The 16,954-nt window shown below is 62.1% G+C and carries 17 protein-coding genes and 1 pseudogene; 11 read left to right on the top strand and 7 right to left on the bottom strand.

The genetic code is table 11. The features are described 5' to 3' along the window. The first annotated feature begins 24 nt into the window (after nucleotides 1-24). The 3 genes and pseudogenes from ACTAQJ_RS10010 (at nucleotide 25) to ACTAQJ_RS10000 (ending at nucleotide 3,173) form a co-directional block, all read left to right on the top strand. Nucleotides 25-1,304, top strand: a pseudogene (locus ACTAQJ_RS10010) (AI-2E family transporter). Between the two features lie 3 nt (nucleotides 1,305-1,307). Continuing rightward, nucleotides 1,308-2,546 (top strand): threonine ammonia-lyase, encoded by a 1,239-nt coding sequence (gene ilvA, locus ACTAQJ_RS10005; protein ID WP_498701881.1) that lies wholly within the window; start codon nucleotides 1,308-1,310, stop codon nucleotides 2,544-2,546. Between the two features lie 12 nt (nucleotides 2,547-2,558). Continuing rightward, nucleotides 2,559-3,173, top strand: a complete 615-nt coding sequence (locus ACTAQJ_RS10000) for a rhomboid family intramembrane serine protease (RefSeq protein WP_498701880.1) — start codon at nucleotides 2,559-2,561, stop codon at nucleotides 3,171-3,173. A gap of 131 nt (nucleotides 3,174-3,304) precedes the next feature. Here the strand turns inward: ACTAQJ_RS10000 and greA are convergent, their stop codons facing one another. Together greA and ACTAQJ_RS09990 are read right to left on the bottom strand one after the other, a co-directional pair. Then, nucleotides 3,305-3,799 carry a transcription elongation factor GreA gene (gene greA, locus ACTAQJ_RS09995; protein WP_431119052.1) on the bottom strand — a complete coding sequence of 165 codons (495 nt, stop codon included), beginning with the start codon at nucleotides 3,797-3,799 and terminating at the stop codon, nucleotides 3,305-3,307. A 151-nt stretch (nucleotides 3,800-3,950) separates the two neighbouring features. Continuing rightward, the gene (locus tag ACTAQJ_RS09990) at nucleotides 3,951-4,409 is read right to left on the bottom strand and encodes a DUF4307 domain-containing protein (RefSeq protein ID WP_498701879.1); all 459 of its coding nucleotides are present in this window, start codon (nucleotides 4,407-4,409) and stop codon (nucleotides 3,951-3,953) included. 77 nt (nucleotides 4,410-4,486) lie between these two features. Here ACTAQJ_RS09990 and mca point away from each other — a divergent pair, with 77 nt between their 5' ends. The 3 genes from mca to ACTAQJ_RS09975 all read left to right on the top strand — a co-directional run bounded on the left by mca (nucleotide 4,487) and on the right by ACTAQJ_RS09975 (nucleotide 7,938). Continuing rightward, the gene (mca, locus tag ACTAQJ_RS09985) at nucleotides 4,487-5,392 is read left to right on the top strand and encodes a mycothiol conjugate amidase Mca (RefSeq protein WP_498701878.1); all 906 of its coding nucleotides are present in this window, start codon (nucleotides 4,487-4,489) and stop codon (nucleotides 5,390-5,392) included. 109 nt (nucleotides 5,393-5,501) lie between these two features. Next, nucleotides 5,502-5,801 (top strand): hypothetical protein, encoded by a 300-nt coding sequence (locus tag ACTAQJ_RS09980; protein WP_498701877.1) that lies wholly within the window; start codon nucleotides 5,502-5,504, stop codon nucleotides 5,799-5,801. Further along, a complete protein-coding gene (locus ACTAQJ_RS09975; protein WP_498701876.1) occupies nucleotides 5,779-7,938 on the top strand; it encodes a thioredoxin domain-containing protein in 2,160 nt (719 codons plus the stop codon). The genes ACTAQJ_RS09980 and ACTAQJ_RS09975 overlap by 23 nt, the downstream gene beginning before the upstream one ends. Here the strand turns inward: ACTAQJ_RS09975 and trhA are convergent. Beyond that, entirely contained in the window at nucleotides 7,931-8,572 is a 642-nt protein-coding gene (gene trhA, locus ACTAQJ_RS09970) for a PAQR family membrane homeostasis protein TrhA (RefSeq protein ID WP_431119060.1), read from the bottom strand. The genes ACTAQJ_RS09975 and trhA overlap by 8 nt on opposite strands. 108 nt (nucleotides 8,573-8,680) lie before the next feature. On the opposite strand from trhA, the gene ACTAQJ_RS09965 reads away from it, so the two are divergent. After that, on the top strand, nucleotides 8,681-9,487 hold the full coding sequence (locus ACTAQJ_RS09965; protein WP_431119061.1) for an isoprenyl transferase: 807 nt from the start codon (nucleotides 8,681-8,683) through the stop codon (nucleotides 9,485-9,487). A 263-nt stretch (nucleotides 9,488-9,750) separates the two neighbouring features. Next, a complete protein-coding gene (gene phoH2, locus ACTAQJ_RS09960; protein ID WP_498702171.1) occupies nucleotides 9,751-11,118 on the top strand; it encodes an RNA 5'-3' helicase PhoH2 in 1,368 nt (455 codons plus the stop codon). Between the two features lie 165 nt (nucleotides 11,119-11,283). On the opposite strand, the gene ACTAQJ_RS09955 is transcribed toward phoH2, so the two are convergent. Beyond that, nucleotides 11,284-11,928, bottom strand: coding sequence for a GNAT family N-acetyltransferase (locus ACTAQJ_RS09955; RefSeq protein WP_498701875.1), 645 nt, complete (start codon nucleotides 11,926-11,928; stop codon nucleotides 11,284-11,286). A 75-nt stretch (nucleotides 11,929-12,003) separates the two neighbouring features. Beyond that, complete coding sequence (locus ACTAQJ_RS09950; protein ID WP_498701874.1) at nucleotides 12,004-12,822, bottom strand: hypothetical protein; 819 nt, start codon at nucleotides 12,820-12,822, stop codon at nucleotides 12,004-12,006. A gap of 62 nt (nucleotides 12,823-12,884) precedes the next feature. On the opposite strand from ACTAQJ_RS09950, the gene ACTAQJ_RS09945 reads away from it, so the two are divergent. The 3 genes from ACTAQJ_RS09945 to ACTAQJ_RS09935 all read left to right on the top strand — a co-directional run bounded on the left by ACTAQJ_RS09945 (nucleotide 12,885) and on the right by ACTAQJ_RS09935 (nucleotide 14,548). Further along, a complete protein-coding gene (locus ACTAQJ_RS09945) occupies nucleotides 12,885-13,430 on the top strand; it encodes a prepilin peptidase (protein ID WP_498701873.1) in 546 nt (181 codons plus the stop codon). A gap of 133 nt (nucleotides 13,431-13,563) precedes the next feature. Further along, a complete protein-coding gene (locus ACTAQJ_RS09940; protein ID WP_498701872.1) occupies nucleotides 13,564-14,067 on the top strand; it encodes an META domain-containing protein in 504 nt (167 codons plus the stop codon). A gap of 4 nt (nucleotides 14,068-14,071) precedes the next feature. Then, nucleotides 14,072-14,548 (top strand): NUDIX hydrolase, encoded by a 477-nt coding sequence (locus ACTAQJ_RS09935; protein WP_498701871.1) that lies wholly within the window; start codon nucleotides 14,072-14,074, stop codon nucleotides 14,546-14,548. 1 nt (nucleotide 14,549) lies between these two features. On the opposite strand, the gene ACTAQJ_RS09930 is transcribed toward ACTAQJ_RS09935, so the two are convergent. Both ACTAQJ_RS09930 and ACTAQJ_RS09925 read right to left on the bottom strand, forming a co-directional pair. After that, nucleotides 14,550-16,211: an MDR family MFS transporter gene (locus ACTAQJ_RS09930; protein WP_498701870.1), complete on the bottom strand. Its 1,662-nt coding sequence runs from the start codon at nucleotides 16,209-16,211 to the stop codon at nucleotides 14,550-14,552. Then, nucleotides 16,208-16,876, bottom strand: coding sequence for a TetR/AcrR family transcriptional regulator (locus tag ACTAQJ_RS09925; RefSeq protein WP_498701869.1), 669 nt, complete (start codon nucleotides 16,874-16,876; stop codon nucleotides 16,208-16,210). Before ACTAQJ_RS09925 ends, ACTAQJ_RS09930 begins: the two co-directional genes overlap by 4 nt. Nucleotides 16,877-16,954: the final 78 nt, after the last annotated feature.

Genomic DNA, 16,954 nt, shown 5'->3' with positions numbered 1-16,954 from the left:
GGCGGGCTGCGGAATTATGGGTTCATGACGCCAACACCGGACGCCAAATCACGTTCTGACCGACAAATTGCCCAAGACATTCCCTATGGGGTGCGCATTGCGGCCGCGTGGTCGTGGCGGATGGGCCTGATCCTGCTCATGATCGGCGCCCTTGTCTGGTTGCTGGGCAAGGTCAGCTTCCTCATCATTCCGGTCATGGTCGCTGCGCTCCTGGCCGGACTCCTCTACCCGGTGGTGCTCTGGCTGCGCAAGCGGAATCTGCCCAACGGTGCGGCTGTGGCCATTACAGTGCTGGGTTTCATTGGGGTCATCGGGGGTGCCCTTGCCCTGGTAGGCCGGCAGCTTGTCTCAGGATTCGGGGAGCTTTGGACGGAGGCACTCACAGGAATCCAACAGATCCAGGACTGGCTGGCAGCCGGACCCCTGCACCTGACGGCCGCCCAAATCGACCAGTACATTTCAGACGGTGCCACTGCCCTGCAGGACAACAGCAGCAGCATCCTCAGCGGTGCCCTGTCCTTTGGCAGCACGCGGGACACTTTGCGGCCGGCTTGGTGCTGGCACTCTTTATCCTGATTTTCTTCCTGCTGGAAGGAAGCCGGATCTGGGGGTTCCTGGTCCGGCTCCTGCCCAAGACGGCCCGGAGGGCCGCTGATGGTGCCGGACGTCGCGGCTGGACCTCCATGGTCAGCTATGTACGGATCCAGATGTTCGTTGCCTTCATCGACGCCGTGGGTATCGGAGCCGGTGCCGCGATCATCCAGGTTCCCCTCGCGCTTCCACTGGCTGTCCTGGTGTTTATTGGTTCGTTCATTCCCGTAGTGGGTGCGCTGGTTACTGGTGCAATCGCCGTCCTGCTGGCCCTTGTGGCGAACGGACCCGTCAACGCGCTGATCATGCTGGCGATCGTCCTGCTTGTCCAGCAGCTTGAAAGCCATATCCTGCAGCCGCTGGTCATGGGTAGGGCTGTGGCGCTTCATCCCGTGGCGGTGATCCTTTCGGTAGCTGCCGGATCCTATCTCGCGGGCATTCCCGGCGCGCTGTTCGCAGTGCCGCTGCTCGCCGTAGTAAACACGGCGGTTCGCTACATTGCCGGCCGGACGTGGGAACATGATGAAGGATTGGGCGCGGCTGAGCTGCAGCCTGGAGCCGCGTCGTCGGAAACCGATGGCGACTCCAACTTCAAGGAAGTCCACCTTCCGCGAGCCGGATCCCGCAGCGGCAGCAGCGCTGTCGGCAAGACCAAGGCCGCAGATAACACCTCCGTCCAGGAGCCTGCAGTTGACACCAACAAAGGAGAATAGTCAGTGAATACCCTCGATACCCTGCCCGTCACGCTGGACGATGTCCTCAAGGCGCAGGAGCTGCTCGAGGGCATTATTACCAAGACTCCAGTGGAGTCGTCCCGGGCGCTGGGCAGCCTCGTGGGCGGCAATGTTTTCTTCAAATGCGAGAACCTGCAGCGTGCCGGATCCTTCAAAGTCCGCGGCGCCTACGTACGGATGGCGCGCCTGACTGATGCCGAGAAGAAGCGCGGTGTGGTGGCTGCCTCTGCAGGAAACCACGCGCAGGGCGTAGCCGTAGCCGCAAAGAGCCTGGGCATCAATGCCCGCATCTACATGCCGCTGGGCGTGGCGCTTCCCAAGCTTGCAGCAACGCGCAGCCATGGTGCAGAAGTCATCCTGCACGGCCACAACGTGGATGAGGCACTGGCCGAAGCCCAGCGCTACGCCAACGAAACGGGGGCAGTCTTTGTGCACCCCTTTGACAACGTGGATGTCGTCGCCGGCCAGGGCACCATCGGACTGGAAATCCTGGAACAGATCCCCAACGTGGACACCATTCTCATGGGCGTCGGCGGCGGAGGACTTCTTGCAGGCGTCGCAGTGGCCATCAAGGCCAAGGCCAAGGAGCTCGGTCGCGAGATCCGTGTCATCGGCGTACAAGCGGAAAATGCGGCCGCCTACCCCCCGTCCCTCGCTGCGGACGCCCTGGTGCCGCTCAAAAAGGTTTCGACCATGGCCGATGGCATCGCCGTAGGCCGGCCAGGGCAGCTTCCTTTCAGCATCATCCGCGAGCTCGTGGACGATGTTGTGACTGTGAGCGAGGATTCCCTTGCCCGGGCCCTGATCTTCCTGCTGGAACGGGCCAAGATGGTCGTGGAGCCGGCAGGCGCGGTGGGAGTAGCCGCGCTGATGGATGGCAAGATCGAAAACCCGGGTAACACCGCCGTCGTACTTTCCGGTGGCAACATCGATCCGATGCTGATGCTCAAAGTTATCCAGCGTGGTCTCTCGGCTGCGGGCCGGTTCATGACGGTTCGAATGATGCTGGATGACCGCCCGGGCTCATTGGCGACGATCGCCCGCATCATTGCCGAAAACGACGCCAACGTCACTGGCCTTGACCACACGCGACTGGGTGGCTCCATCAGCATGGGCGATGTCTCCATCACCATCAACCTGGAAACGAAGGGCCACGAACACGGCGAACAGGTCCTCGGCGCCTTGAGGGCCGAAGGCTTCCAGCCGATCGTGGTGCACTGACGGGAGTCGCACATGGTGCTCGAAACGCCTGACGGATCCAAGGCCGAGGCCAAGGAGACACTCGCGGGCCGAGCCAAGGGCGGCCTGCTGTTCATGGGCAGCTTCGTGATCGTGCTGTACGTGATCGAGTTCCTGAACACGCTGATGAGGCATGGCCTTAACAGTACTTTTGGGCTCCGATCACGCAGCATCGACGGAGTGCTGGACATCCTGACATTCCCGCTGCTGCACGCGAACCTCAACCATTTGCTGTCCAACACCCTGCCCCTCATCATCTTCGGCTTCCTGGTTTTCCTGGCCGGGATCAGGGTCTTCCTCACAGCCCTGGCCTTCAGCTGGCTGGGTTCAGGCCTAACGGTGTGGCTCATCGGCGGGGGAGGGGTGACAGTGGGAGCATCCGGGCTGGTGTTCGGGTTCTTCGCGTTCCTGCTGGTCAGGGGATTCTTCAACAGGAGCTGGTGGCAGATCCTGCTATCCGTGGTCCTCTTCATGGCGTACGGCAGCATCCTCTTTGGGGTGCTGCCCACCGTCATGGGCTTCATTTCGTGGCAGGCCCATCTGGGCGGCGCCATTGGAGGAATCATCGCGGCCATCCTGTTGCGTCCGAAACCCGAGCCCGCCGTCTGACTCATCTGAGTGGCATTTGTGGCGTTATGAGCTCTCAAAACGCGCACTGCTGCGACCCAGTTGGGCACGCACACGAAAAACGCCGGCCCACCCCGCGAAGGGGTGGACCGGCGTCGGGCTTTTCGCGCTGCTTAGGCGACGTACGGCTTGGCGGAAACGATCTCCACCGGAATTTCCTTGCCGTTGGGGGCGGTGTAGCTGAGCTTGTCGCCCTCCTTGTGGCCGATGATGGCGGCACCCAGTGGAGACTTCTCGCTGAAGACATCGAGGTCGGAGTCGCCAGCGATCTCGCGGGAGCCGAGCAGGAACGTCTCTTCGTCCCCGGCGATGCGGGCAACAACCAACATGCCGGGCTCTACGATTCCGTCATCGGCAGGAGCTTCGCCCACCTGGGCATCGCGCAGGAGCGCGGTGAGCTGGCGGATGCGGGCTTCAATCTTGCCCTGCTCTTCCTTGGCTGCGTGGTATCCGCCGTTTTCCTTGAGGTCGCCTTCTTGGCGGGCGGCTTCGATCTTCTGGACGATTTCCGCCCGGCCAGCGCCGGAAAGGTGGTCCAGCTCAGCCTTCAAGCGGTCGAAAGCTTCCTGGGTAAGCCAAGCTGCTGTGGCGCCTTTGGTGGTAGACACGGATTTCTCCTCTTGATCTGACAAAGCAAAGACCCCGCCGAGGTGGCCACTCGTGAAACTCAGTAACCAACTTAACGGGGTGAAGGTTTCATCCATTGTAGTAAATCCTCTGGACGAACCCAAACTGGTTGAGTTGTGGGTCACACGATTGTTATTTCCCGCTGTCCACGATCCAGCAATTATCCACTACCCCGGCGACAGCGGGGGACTCGGTTCTCAACACTGTGCGCTGGGCTGTTGTGCTGCCGCCGTCGGCACCGTCCTTTGGCTCATTGGGCCCGATCTCAACCACTTTCCAGCCCACCACCGCAAACTTGGAATCCATGGCCTTCACGGCACATTTGGCCGTGGCTCCCGGGTATTTGGTGACCTGGTAATCGACCTCGGCCCGTGTGCCATCCACAGTGCTGTATCCGATGTCCTTGAAGGTCACCGGGGCTTGTGCAGCGGACGTTGCCACCCATGCTGCGAACACAATTCCAAGGACCAGGGCCACGATGACGATGTTCCGCTTCGATGTGCGGGTCAAGCCGCGCTTTTGACCACCGTAGCGATTGGCTAGGCTGTTGCTTGCCGGTAGTTCGTTGGCCGATAGGTCCTCTGAAGTCACCTATCCAGTTTAGTGCGGATCCCGGCGCCTCCTGCACAGTCCTGATTTTGCACCATCCATGAAAGAGGAGCCGTCAAGTGACAGCGTCCAGCAGTTCCGAGCAGCAGCTGCGGCTGCTCGCCGTCCACGCTCATCCGGATGATGAATCCAGCAAGGGTGCAGCGACCATGGCGATGTATGCCGCTGCAGGAGTAGACGTCATGGTCGCTACCTGCACTGATGGATCCAGGGGGGATATCCAGAACCCTGGCATGTTGGACGCTCCGCACCCCAAGCGCGACATGGCAGGTGCCCGCCGGTTGGAAATGGCCAATGCGGCTGCCGTGCTTGGCATTCGGCAGCGATGGCTTGGCTTTGTGGACTCGGGCCTGCCAGAGGGCGATCCTCTTCCACCGCTTCCGCCGGGATGCTTTGCCTTGCAGCCGTTGGAGCGGGCCACGGCTCCGCTGGTCCGTCTGGTCCGCGACTTCAGGCCGCACGTCATCATCAGCTATGACGAAAACGGCGGCTATCCGCACCCGGACCACATTATGGCCCACAAGGTTGCCGTGGAGGCGTTTGAGGCAGCGGGTGACGCCGAGCGCTATCCGGGAACAGGGGAGCCATGGGCGCCCAGCAAGCTCTACTACGACCGCGCTTTCAGCCCCGAACGCTTCCGTGCACTGCACTTTGCGCTGGAAGAGGCTGGGCTGCAGTCGCCCTATGCTGAGCGGCTCGCGGCGTGGCTTGAAGCAGACGCCGAGGGCCACACGCCTCCTGCTCCCGCGCACCAGACCACCACGCAGGTGGATTGCGGCGACTTCTTCGAGGCGCGCGATGACGCACTCCGGGCGCACCGGACACAGATCGACCCCATGGGTTTCTTCTTTGCGGTCTCACCCGACTTGCAGCGGACGGCGTGGCCTTGGGAGGACTACACGCTGATCAAGTCCAGGGTGTCTACGGAGCTGCCGGAAAAGGATCTGTTTGCGGGGATAAGATAGGTGTTGCCGCCAGTTTCTATCGTTCGTAGAAATAGCCGGCGGCCATCGAATAGCCCAGCTCCGCGCTGAAGCCAGCCGACATGCATCAGCTCCCATAGAAGGTTTGAACGTGCACCACTTGATCCTCGCCTTGACCGTCACTCCGTCGCCGGACCCCACCGGGACGCTGCGGCCTGGCCTGTCCGAGGACCAGGTGACGCCCGGGACCTGGGGCTTCGTCCTCACGGCGTTCATCGTGATCCTCACGACGTTCCTCATCGTGGACATGGTTCGCCGTATCCGCCGGGTTCGGTACCGTGCGCAGGTGGAGGAGGCACGCTTGGCTGCGGAAGCCGGAACCCTTGATAGTGCGGACGGCGACGCCGGCACCGCGGATGAGAACGGCGATGCCGCTCCCGGAAGCCGCTGACCCACGCGGAAACAACTGGCCCGGGGCTGCGAATGTCCTGGGTTCGGAGCCGTCTGCGTATTTGCGCCAACACGCAGGTAACCCGGTCTTCTGGCGTCCTTTCGGCGACGAAGCGTTCGCCCTTGCCGCAGCCCGGGATGTCCCCGTCTTCCTCTCCATTGGCTATGCGGCCTGCCACTGGTGCCATGTCATGGCCCATGAATCCTTTGAGGACCAGGAAACGGCGGACTACCTGAATGCCCACTTCGTGCCCGTCAAAGTGGATCGCGAAGAACGGCCGGACGTCGATTCCGTCTACATGACGGCCACGCAGGCCATCAGCGGCGAGGGCGGCTGGCCCATGTCCGTTTTCCTGACTCCGGAGGGCCTCGCCTTCCATGCGGGAACGTACTTCCCGCCCGTTCCCTTGCCTGGACGGCCGTCCTTCCGAAACGTGCTTGAAGCGGTCCATGAGGCATGGCTTGAACGCCGTGAAGCTGTTGAGCAAAACGCGAGGGGACTGGCCGCGAACATGGCCAACGCCCAGCTGTCGTCTGCCGTTCGGCTTGACGGTCCGCCCGAGGCGCTGGATGCCCAGCTGCTTTCGGATGCAGTAAGGGTTTTGGGCCGCTCTGAAGACCCCGACGCCGGTGGGTTCGGCAGCGCCCCCAAGTTTCCGCCGTCGGCGGTTCTTGAGTTCCTCATCCGCCACGCAGCGGCACTGTCAGAGACTGCGGAGGATGCTCGGGACATGGCTGGGCGCGCGCTGGCCGGGATGGCACGTTCCGCGCTGTGCGACCAGCTCGACGGCGGTTTCACCCGGTACTCGGTTACGGCGGATTGGTCCGTGCCGCACTTCGAGAAAATGCTCTACGACAATGCGCAGCTCCTGCGCGTCTACGCCCACTGGGTGCGGCTTGGGGGCAATGAGGTGTTCCCCGCTGAGGAGGCGGCGGAGGTAGCGTCCAGGTGCGGGGATTGGATGCTGGCCTCACTGGGGCTGCCTGGGAGTGGACTGGCTTCATCACTGGACGCCGATACCGTGGTGGACGGTGTGCACCACGAGGGCGCAGCGTACCTCTGGACGCCCGAATCCTTGCTGGAAGTCCTTGGCCGCGGTGACGCCGAGGAGGTGGCCCGCATGATGAATATTGGTGCCCAGGGGGCCGTCTCGGAATTGGGGTCACCCCTGCATCCCGGGCGGCCTCTGTCCGCTCCCGAAACCACGCTCTGGCGTCGCATCAGGCCCGCACTCCTGGCCGCGCGCGATCTCCGGAACCAGCCTGCCAGGGACGAGAAAGTTGTGGCCGGGTGGAATGGGCTCGCGATCGCGGGGCTTGCCGAGGCCGGAGCGGTGCTGGACCGCCCGGACCTCGTCGCTGCAGCAGAGAACGTTGCTGGGTATCTCGAGAAGGTGCATTGGAACGCCGAACACGGGCTGCTGGTCCGGGTCTCGCACGATTCCAAGCCCCGGGGGATCGGGGGACTCCTGGAAGACTACGCATTCTGTGCAGAGGGCTTGTTCTCGCTGTACGCCGTAACGGGAACAAAGCGCTGGTACCGCCTGGCGGAACACATCATCCAGGCCGCCGAAGCGCGTTTTGTAGAGGATGGGCACCTTGCGGATTCGGCAGGGGAATCGGCCCAGGTGTTCAACGCCCAAGGGCAACGCGCCGCACTTGATCCGTTCGACAATGCCACGCCCAGCGGGGCTGCCGGATTTGCAGGGGTGCTGCTGACGTATTCGGCGTACTCAGGCTCGCACGCCCACCGCCTCATGGCCGGGAACATCCTGGGCCTGCTTCCTCCGCTGGCCACACGAGCCCCCCGTGTTGCCGGTTGGCTCCTGGCCACGGCACAGGCCGCGCAGGCGGGTCCGGTGGAGGCCGCCGTCGCTGGTCCTCCGTCGCGTTTGCGGCAGGAACTGCACAGTGCGCTCTTGAAGTCCGCCAGCCCGGGCCTGGTGGTCGCGTTGCAAGAGAACGACGCCGCGTCCCCGGCTGGTGAGGGCGAGGTTCCGCTGCTGGTTCATCGCACGGGTGCGCCTGACGGCTCGCCACAAGTGTATTTGTGCAGGGATATGGTCTGCGAGAGGCCGGTGGGGACGGTTGCGGAGGTGCAATCAATGCTTGCGCGGATGACCTCCGGCGCTAGCTGAGGACAGCCATCATGATGGCCACGAAATGGGCCGCGAACGCCAGGACAGTGAAGGCATGGAAGAGTTCGTGGAACCCGAAGTGTTGGACGCTGAAATTTGGCTTCTTGATGGCATAGAAGACCGCGCCTGCTATGTAGAGCGCGCCGCCCACGCAGATGAGGGTGGCAGAGGCGGCATTCGCTGTGAAGAACTGGGGGAGGTAGAAGAGTGCCCCGCAGCCCAGCGCAATGTAGATCGGGACGTATAACCAACGCGGGGCGTCGGTCCACAGAACCCGGAACAGCACCCCGGCTATGGCCGCGGTCCAGATAATCCACAGCAACGTGACGGCCTGGGAGCGCTCCAGAAGCGACCAAGCCAGCGGCGTATAGCTTCCAGCGATCACCAACATGATGTTGGTGTGGTCCAGGCGCTTGAGCACCAGCCGGGTCTTCGGGGACCAGTTTCCGCGGTGGTAAACGGCACTGACACCGAAGAGAAGGACGCCTGTTACCGCATAGATCGTGGACGTGATCTTTCGGTCCGCTGTGGGGGCAAGAGCCACCAGGACGATTCCAGCCGCGAGGGCGAAAGGGGCGGCAACGGCGTGGATCCAACCGCGCCATGCGGGCTTGATAGTGAGCAGCTCGGCCATCGTTAAAGAGTAACCTACGCTTCAGTAAGTTACTGATCAGTAACTCCTCCTGAATGTGAATGCGACCCAGCCCTGCACCTGCGAGGCAGCTCGGGAAGGTAGCCTTGGATGTGCGCCGTCGTCGTAAGAGCAAGGAAGTCAGGTGAGAGTCCGGTGGAGCTGCCCGGTTTCCTCTATGGCTACTACGAACGTCAACTCCTTCGCTCCCTGAAGCAAGACCGCATCCCCAGGCACATCGGTGTCATGGTGGACGGCAACCGCAGATGGGCCCGTCAATTCAACGCGCCAACCAGCCAGGGACATCAGGCCGGGGCGGACAAAATCCACGAGTTCCTTGGCTGGTGCCAGGAGCTTGGCGTCAAAGTAGTGACGCTGTACATGCTCTCCACCGACAACATGAACCGCTCCGGCGAAGAGCTTGACCTGCTCATGGGCATCATCGCCAACACCATGGACCGGCTGGATGAAAACGAGGACGTTTCCGTGCACGCCATGGGTGCGCCAGAGCTTCTCCCGGACTACCTGGCCGATCGTCTGAACAAGTTGACCGCCCGGACCCCGGTCCATGAAAAAATCCATGTGAACGTGGCAGTCGGCTATGGCGGGCGGCGTGAAATCGTCGACGCCGTGAAGGAACTCCTCCGCGACGCCGTCGCCAAAGGGCGGACCATGTCCGACGTCGCAGATGAACTTTCGGTGGACGACATCTCAAGGTTCCTTTACACGCGCGGCCAGCCGGATCCGGACCTTGTCATCCGCACCTCCGGTGAGCAGCGGCTCTCCGGATTCCTGATGTGGCAGAGCGCCTACAGCGAGTTCTACTTCTGCGAGGCCCTCTGGCCGGCGTTCCGCAAGGTTGATTTTCTGCGGGCGCTCCGGGACTATGCCGGACGCCAGCGTCGCTTCGGCTCCTAGGTGCGCTTCGGTTCACCAGGAATTAATCAGCTGGCAATGCGACTTGCCGACGCACGTTTCGGAATTTTCTGTGAGGGGGATTACGTTAATCCCATCAGCAGGCAAAACCGCCCGCTGATCGGGGAGGCCAGTAGATGGAGCGAACTATCGCACCAGTTACATGGGAGGCCACGCCCGGCCTTCCGGCCGAGCCGCTTCACCATTAGGCCGGGCGACCGCCCGGGGCTGGAGTCGATGTGGCTATTTCTGAGCAACTGCCCACAATGGTTTCTGACGGGGAAAGTGCAGCTACCTCTCGCGCCAAACGGGTTTCATCGGGGGAACGGACAGCATCGTCTGCAGTGGGCCGCAGCTATGTGATCGATACATCCGTCTTGCTCTCAGACCCGCACGCACTGCTGCGCTTCGCTGAGCACGAAGTCATCGTCCCGATCGTGGTCATCAGCGAACTTGAAGGCAAACGCCACGATCCCGAACTAGGGTATTTTGCCCGCAAAGCCCTGCGGCTCCTGGATGACCTCCGAATCGAACATGGCGGACTGGACCACGCGATACCCATTGGCGCCGATGGAGGCATGCTCCGGGTAGAGATGAACCACATTTCCACGGAGGTCCTTCCCGCAGGCTTCCGGGGCGGGGACAATGACAGCCGCATCCTGGCCGTAGCGAAGAACCTGGCCAATGAGGGCAACAACGTCACCGTGGTGTCCAAAGACCTCCCCATGCGCGTCAAAGCCTCCGCGATGGGATTGCACGCAGACGAATACCGCAACGAACTCGTCAAGGATTCAGGCTGGACCGGCATAGCCGAAGTGGAAGCCAGCGAAGACGAAATCACCACACTTTACGGCCATGAGCCCGTGTTCATCCCCTCCGCCGCGGAACTTCCCGTGAACACCGGACTTGTCCTCCTGTCCAACCGCGGCTCGGCGCTCGGCCGCGTAGGGGCCGACAAACAGGTCCGCCTCGTCAAGGGTGACCGTGATGTGTTCGGGCTCCACGGACGTTCAGCAGAACAACGGCTCGCCATCGACCTCCTCATGGATCCCGCAGTGGGCATCGTCTCCATCGGTGGCCGGGCCGGCACCGGTAAATCCGCACTGGCGCTCTGTGCGGGCCTCGAAGCCGTCCTGGAGCGGCGCGAACACCGCAAGGTGATCGTCTTCCGGCCCCTCTACGCCGTGGGCGGCCAGGAACTGGGATACCTGCCCGGGTCCGAGGCGGAAAAGATGAACCCTTGGGCTCAGGCCGTTTTCGACACACTCGGTGCGTTGGTCAGCCAGGAAGTCGTGGAAGAAGTCATGGACCGTGGCATGCTCGAAGTCATGCCGCTCACCCACATCCGCGGACGCTCGCTGCACGATGCTTTCGTGATCGTGGACGAGGCACAGTCCCTGGAGAAGAACGTCCTCTTGACCGTGATGAGCCGCATCGGCCAGAACTCCAAGATCGTCCTCACCCACGACGTCGCCCAGCGCGACAACCTCCGTGTCGGCCGGCACGACGGCGTGGCCGCCGTCGTCGAAACCCTAAAAGGCCACCCGCTGTTTGGCCACATCACCCTCACCAGGTCCGAGCGGTCGCCGATTGCAGCCTTGGTGACGGAGCTGCTAGAAGGGGCTGAAATCTAACTGGTCCTTCCCGCACGGTGGTCACCGCCGCGCGGCAACGGCCTCCCGCCGTCGCTTAGACACAACGCAAAAGGACCCGAAGGTCGCTGGGCGACCTTCGGGTCCGATGCGTCGCGATGCGCTCCTTCCCGGAAGCCCGCGGCCACGCTACGTGCTCAGGTGCGGTTAGAGCTTGAGATAGGTTTTCAGCTCTTCGTGGCCTTGGACTTTTAGGGTCCAGTTGGGGCGGTTGAAAGTTTCCGGGGTGAGGCGGACTCTTTGGACTTCTTCGACTTTGTCGCCCCAGCCGTCGCGGACGAGGCCGTTGAGTTCGTAGCCGAGGCTCAGGGAGACGCCTAAGGATTGCTTGTTCCATGTGGCGGCTTCTGATTCTGCCACTTCCGCCTCCAGGTAGTCGAACGCATAACTCACGACGGCGGCCCGCATCTCCTTGCCGAAACCCTGGCCCTGCGCGGCCTGCTTGAGCCAGGAGCCCGTGCTGACTGTTTTGAGGGTGTTGAAGTTCTTGGCGCCGATGTCCTGGACTCCCAGGAGGTCCTCGTTGTGCCAGACGCCGAGGAGCAGTGTCCAGGATTCAGGCGTGAATCCGGCCCTGCAGCGCCAGTACCACTGAGCCATGTTGGGAGCGAGCTCGTCGTCGGGGAGTTCTGTCCACGGGGTGCTGAAAGGGCTCTTGCCGGGCTCGTGGACGCCGGAACGGGCTGCCGCGACGGCAGCCGGGATATCGGCGTCGAGAACTGGACGAAGGGTCAGTCGGGGAGTCGTGAGCGTGAGTCCGAAGGGCGGCCAGATTTCCGCGAGCGTGGTCATCGGTGCAGCTTAGCCCGGCTGTCGAGGGCTTGCGAGTCACAGAGCTCGTGACACAGCCTGGATGGACAGGGGATGTCAGGCGGCCGGGCCGATGTCCCAGGAGATATGGCGCCGAACGTCGGTCAGATTCATTGATTCGGCAAGGAAAAGATCGTCCAGCATGTATTCGTCAACGGCCAGGATCTTTAGCCAATGCCCCTTGCCGGACGTATCGCCGTCCAGGCTTTGACTGGCGACGCAGACGCCGGTCGCTGCATCCACCCGGATCAGGGTACGCCCAGGATGGGCCAAAGGTTGGGAAGGATCCAAGGGCACGTAGGTTCGGCCACGGGTAACCACTGTTTCCAAGGCAGACCGTCCCTCATGGTCTACTTCCCGAGGCTCTTCCAGGGACACGCGATTGGAATCCGGGAACTCCAGCGGGACGGGCGCATTGCCGGCAAGTTCCACCGGATCCAGTGCTGCAGCCAGCCGTCCGTTTCCAAAGGACGGTTCACCGTAGGCCGCCTCCGGGCGCCTGCGGACCAAGCCAGCGCCATCATAGACCGGGGTCACCAGGTGTGCAGGAAGCAACCAAGAGCGTCGCGTGGCACTGACGTAGAGGTCGTCCCGGGAATCGTTGATGCCCGTGGTGCTGTGCAGCAGCTTTCCGTCAGGAGTCTCCAGCCGCAGGGCACCAGGCCGCCTGAGCCATGCACGGACCAGATTGGCGCCAGTCCCAGGCCTTTCGAGGTATTCGAAACGAAGACTCGTCCACTTCCACGGTGAAGAACGGCACAGATTGCGGAATGTGGAGGACAAGTCCTGCGGCTGGCCGCCAGGCCCGTTAGTTGGTGCAAACCCAGACCCGAAGTCCGATCCGAAACCTGATCCACCTGCACTGTAGCGCCCCATATCCACAGTTTACCTACGCGTACAACCCGGCCCCTGGACCAATTCGGGATAGCATCTGCAGGGTGATCAGACGACTCGCCGACCTCTGGGACGCCAGCCCGCTGGGCTTCTGGCTGGTGGTTCTTGCGTGCGCATACTTCCTGGTGATGGCGGTCCGCCTGACCATCATTGATGTCCGGAGCCATCTGCTGCCGAACCGGATCGTCTTTCCCTCCTATGCGGTGGGCGGGGTCCTGCTGCTGGGCGCTGCCGTTCTGGTATTCGTGGGCGGCGCTGGTGCTGCGCTGGATGCCTCGCTGTTCGGTATCCCTGGGCTCGGCGTGCTGGCCGGTGGCGGCGTGCTGTGGTTGTTCTACTTCCTGCTTCGCTTGGTTTATCCACCTGGTATGGGGTTCGGCGACGTGAAGCTGGCCGGAGTGCTGGGACTCTACCTCGGCTACCTGGGGTGGGCCCACGTCTTCGCGGGCACCTTCGCTGCTTTCCTGCTCGGCGGGTTGTGGAGCCTGGTGATCCTTGTGTCCAGGCGCGGCACGCTGGGTTCGGCCATCCCGTTCGGGCCCTTCATGCTGGCAGGAGCCTTGGTGAGCATGGTGCTTTTGCCTGCTTGAACCGTTTGTGCGGAGGCCGCCGGGGCCAACTGCGGCCGAACTGCAACGCTTCCCGTATTCTGCGGGTTCACCGGGCTGCGGCATGCTTAGCCCAGATGGTTTGATGTGCTCAACACGCCTGGAGGGGGCTGCAGTGCAGAGGAGTAGTTTTTGGCCCGGCCTGGGTGCCACCATTGCCTGCACTTTGCTGCTCTCCGGCTGCGGGCAATCCGGCAACGTTCCCGGTGCAACCCCTGGGTCCAGCATTCAACCGCTCATCACCCAACAGCCGGAGCCCTTCTGCGAGGGCGGCCCATTGGGTTGCTCCACCTTCACGTCGGTGCACGGGAGCGATGCCGCCGGAGACGTAGCGTGGCTCGGGACACAACCGCTGCAGATCAGTTCGACGCACATCAACGGGGAGTGGACCCTGCTGGTGAAGACACCATGCAACGTGCTCAATGTGGAAGTCTCGGTCCAGGACGATGTCTGGGCAATGCGTTCAATGGCCGCCTCGGCCATGGGCTGCCGGGAGCTTGAGGGCAGCTACGAGGGCTGGACCGTCAAGCTCTTCGAGCAGCCTGTTCAATGGAACCTCGACGACGGCGTGCTCACGTTGAGCAACTCCCACGCCACGATCGAATTGAAGGAAAGCTAACGCCATGGGCGCTCCGGAATTTGTCCTCAAGCTTCGGGAGAAGATCGGGAATGACCCGCTGTGGTTGCCGGCGGTCAGGGGAGTGATTTTCGACGACCATGGCCGGATACTGCTCTGCCAAAGGGCGGACAATCACCACTGGACGGTGATCACCGGCATCCTTGAACCAGGCGAGCATCCCGCTCCCGGACTGGTCAGGGAAATCTTCGAGGAAACTGCGGTTGTGGCCGAAACTGAGCGGATCATCGCCGTCGGGGTTGTAGGTCCGGTGACCTTTCCGAATGGCGACGTCTGCGACTTCCTGGACATCACCTTCCGCTGCAGATATGTCTCCGGCAATGCTCAAGTAAACGATGACGAATCGATCGCCGTTGGCTGGTTCGGTCTGGACGAACTGCCTGACATGAGCGAGGGAAACCTTCAAGCCATCAGGCTTGCCACGGAGCCCGAAGGCCCCGTGGCGTACCAGGTGGAGGACTAAGCTATTTGGCGCCGGCGTCAGCCGGTGCCCGCTGGGGCTCTTGTCCCTCGGCCGCGGCCACAGCGGCTTCCAGGCGTTCGGCTTCGAGGCGTTCAGCTTCCGCACCACCAACGGCCTCGCCTCGCGCCACCATGCCGGCAGTATCCGAGAGGGGAATCTGCTTGAGGGTGATGGCCAACAGCAATGCGATGGCGATGAAGGGAACCAAGTACCAGAACACGGGTGCCAGCGAGTTGGCGTAGGCGTTGACTATCGCGTCGCGAAGCTGTTCAGGCAGTTGAGCCAGGGCTTGGGGATCCAAGGTACTGGTGGACTGCGAAGCCTGCTCGGCAGATGCACCTGCCCCAGTAAAGGCGTTGGTCAAGGATTCAGCAAGGCGGTTGGTGAAGATGGAACCGAAGACGGCGACCCCCAGGGAAGCGCCCACCTCACGGAAGTAGTTGTTGGTGCTGGTAGCCGTGCCAATCTGGTCTGCCGGAACGGAATTCTGTACCACCAGGACGATGACCTGCATGATCAGGCCGAGGCCTGCGCCGAAGAGGAAGAGCTGGACGCAGATGACCCAGATCGGAGTTTCAGCCGTGAGGGTGGTCAGCCACAACATGGCCGCGATGGTCAGTGAGGCGCCAAGGATCGGAAACATTTTGTACTTGCCGGTCTTGGAGATGCGGATGCCGGAGTAGATGGACGTACCCATCAAGCCAACCATCATTGGCAACATGAGCAGCCCAGACTCGGCGGCAGAGGTCCCGGAGGACATCTGCAGGAAGGTAGGTACGAAAGCGATCGCTGCGAACATTCCCAGGCCCAGCGTGAAGCCAATGGCCGTAGCGTTGATGAAGATGGGGTTCTTGAACAGGCTCAGAGGAATGATGGGGTCCTCAGCACGCCGTTCAACCATCACGAAGGCAAATGCCGCCAGAACCATGCCGGCTCCGAAGGCCCACGTGAGTGGGGAATCCCAGCCCTCATCCTTCTTGCCACCGAAATCGGTGAAGAAGATGAGGCAGGTGGTGGCCGCGGAGAGGAACAGGACACCCAGGAGGTCGATCTTCTTCTCAGCCTTCTTGTTCGGCAACGTCAGGGTGAACCAAGCCGTGATGAAGGCTGCGATGCCGATGGGGATGTTGATGTAGAAAGCCCATTCCCACGTCAGGTGATCAACGAAGAATCCGCCCAGCAGCGGACCAACCACGGCTGACAGGCCAAAGATGGCCCCCAAGGGACCCATGTATTTGCCGCGCTCTTTAGCCGGGACGACGTCGGCAATGATGGCCTGCGAGAGGATCATCAAGCCGCCTCCGCCGAGGCCCTGGATGGCACGGAAGATCACGAAGCCCCAGAAATTCGTGGCGAAGGCACAACCCACCGAAGCGAGCGTAAACAACGCGATGGCTACGAGGAACAGGTTCCGCCGGCCAAGGATGTCGCCGAACTTGCCGTAGATCGGCATAACGATGGTGGTGGCCAGAAGGTAGGCCGTAGTGATCCAGGCCTGGTGCTCCACCCCGCCCAGCTTGCCCACAATGGTGGGCATGGCAGTGGAAACAATGGTTTGGTCGAGGCTGGACAGGAGCATGCCTGCGATCAGCGCCGAGAAAATGATCCAGATCCTTTTCTGGGTCAACAGCAGCGGCTCGGCTGCCTTGGAAAGGGTACTCATGCGTGATCCTTCGGGGTTTCTGCAGATGTGGTGTCCAGCGGTTGGGCAAAGAGTTTTTGGGCTGCGGCGAGGTTCTGACGCAGAAGTTCGCGGTAGGGCCGGACATTGTCCTCGGAGAAGAACTGCTGCGCGGTCTTCTTTGAGACGGCTCCGAATACGGCTGCGGCCATGACGATTTCCGGGTGCCCGGGTGTAAGGCCTTCACGGTCCGCGATGAGTTCGGCGAATTGCCGCTCACGGGCTTCGCCTTCCAGCGTCATCCGGCCAAGGAGTTGGGGCTCGGCTTTGATGGCGGCGATGAGTTGGTGGACCTCGGACCGGCTGATTGCCGAACGCTCCATGATGGTCAACGTGAGCTGGTTCAATGCGGCGAGCAAAGTGCCCGAGATGCTGTCAGCGTTCTGTACGGGCCCACGGTTGAAATCTTCGATCGCGTCCTGGGGCAGTTCGTCCGAGAACGCGCCGATCACCGCGTCTTCCTTGGAATGGAAGTAATTGAAGAACGTACGGCGCGAGATACCCGATTCTTCGCAGACCTGTTCCACGGTGTATCCGTTCAGCCCCCGTTCTGCGGTGAGGGAACGGGCGACGGCGGTAATCGCCGAACGTGTGGCGGCCCGCTTGCGCTCGCGCAGGCCGCCGTCGATATTTGCACTATTGCTCACAAAGTAAAGTTTTGCACTCTTGAAAGGAAAGTGCAAAATCTTTCGGCGGGGGGTGGTGAAGCTGAGGCCCCCACAAAC

This window comes from Arthrobacter sp. alpha11c, from assembly GCF_054149985.1.
This window is presented reverse-complemented; position numbering and strand designations above follow the sequence as displayed.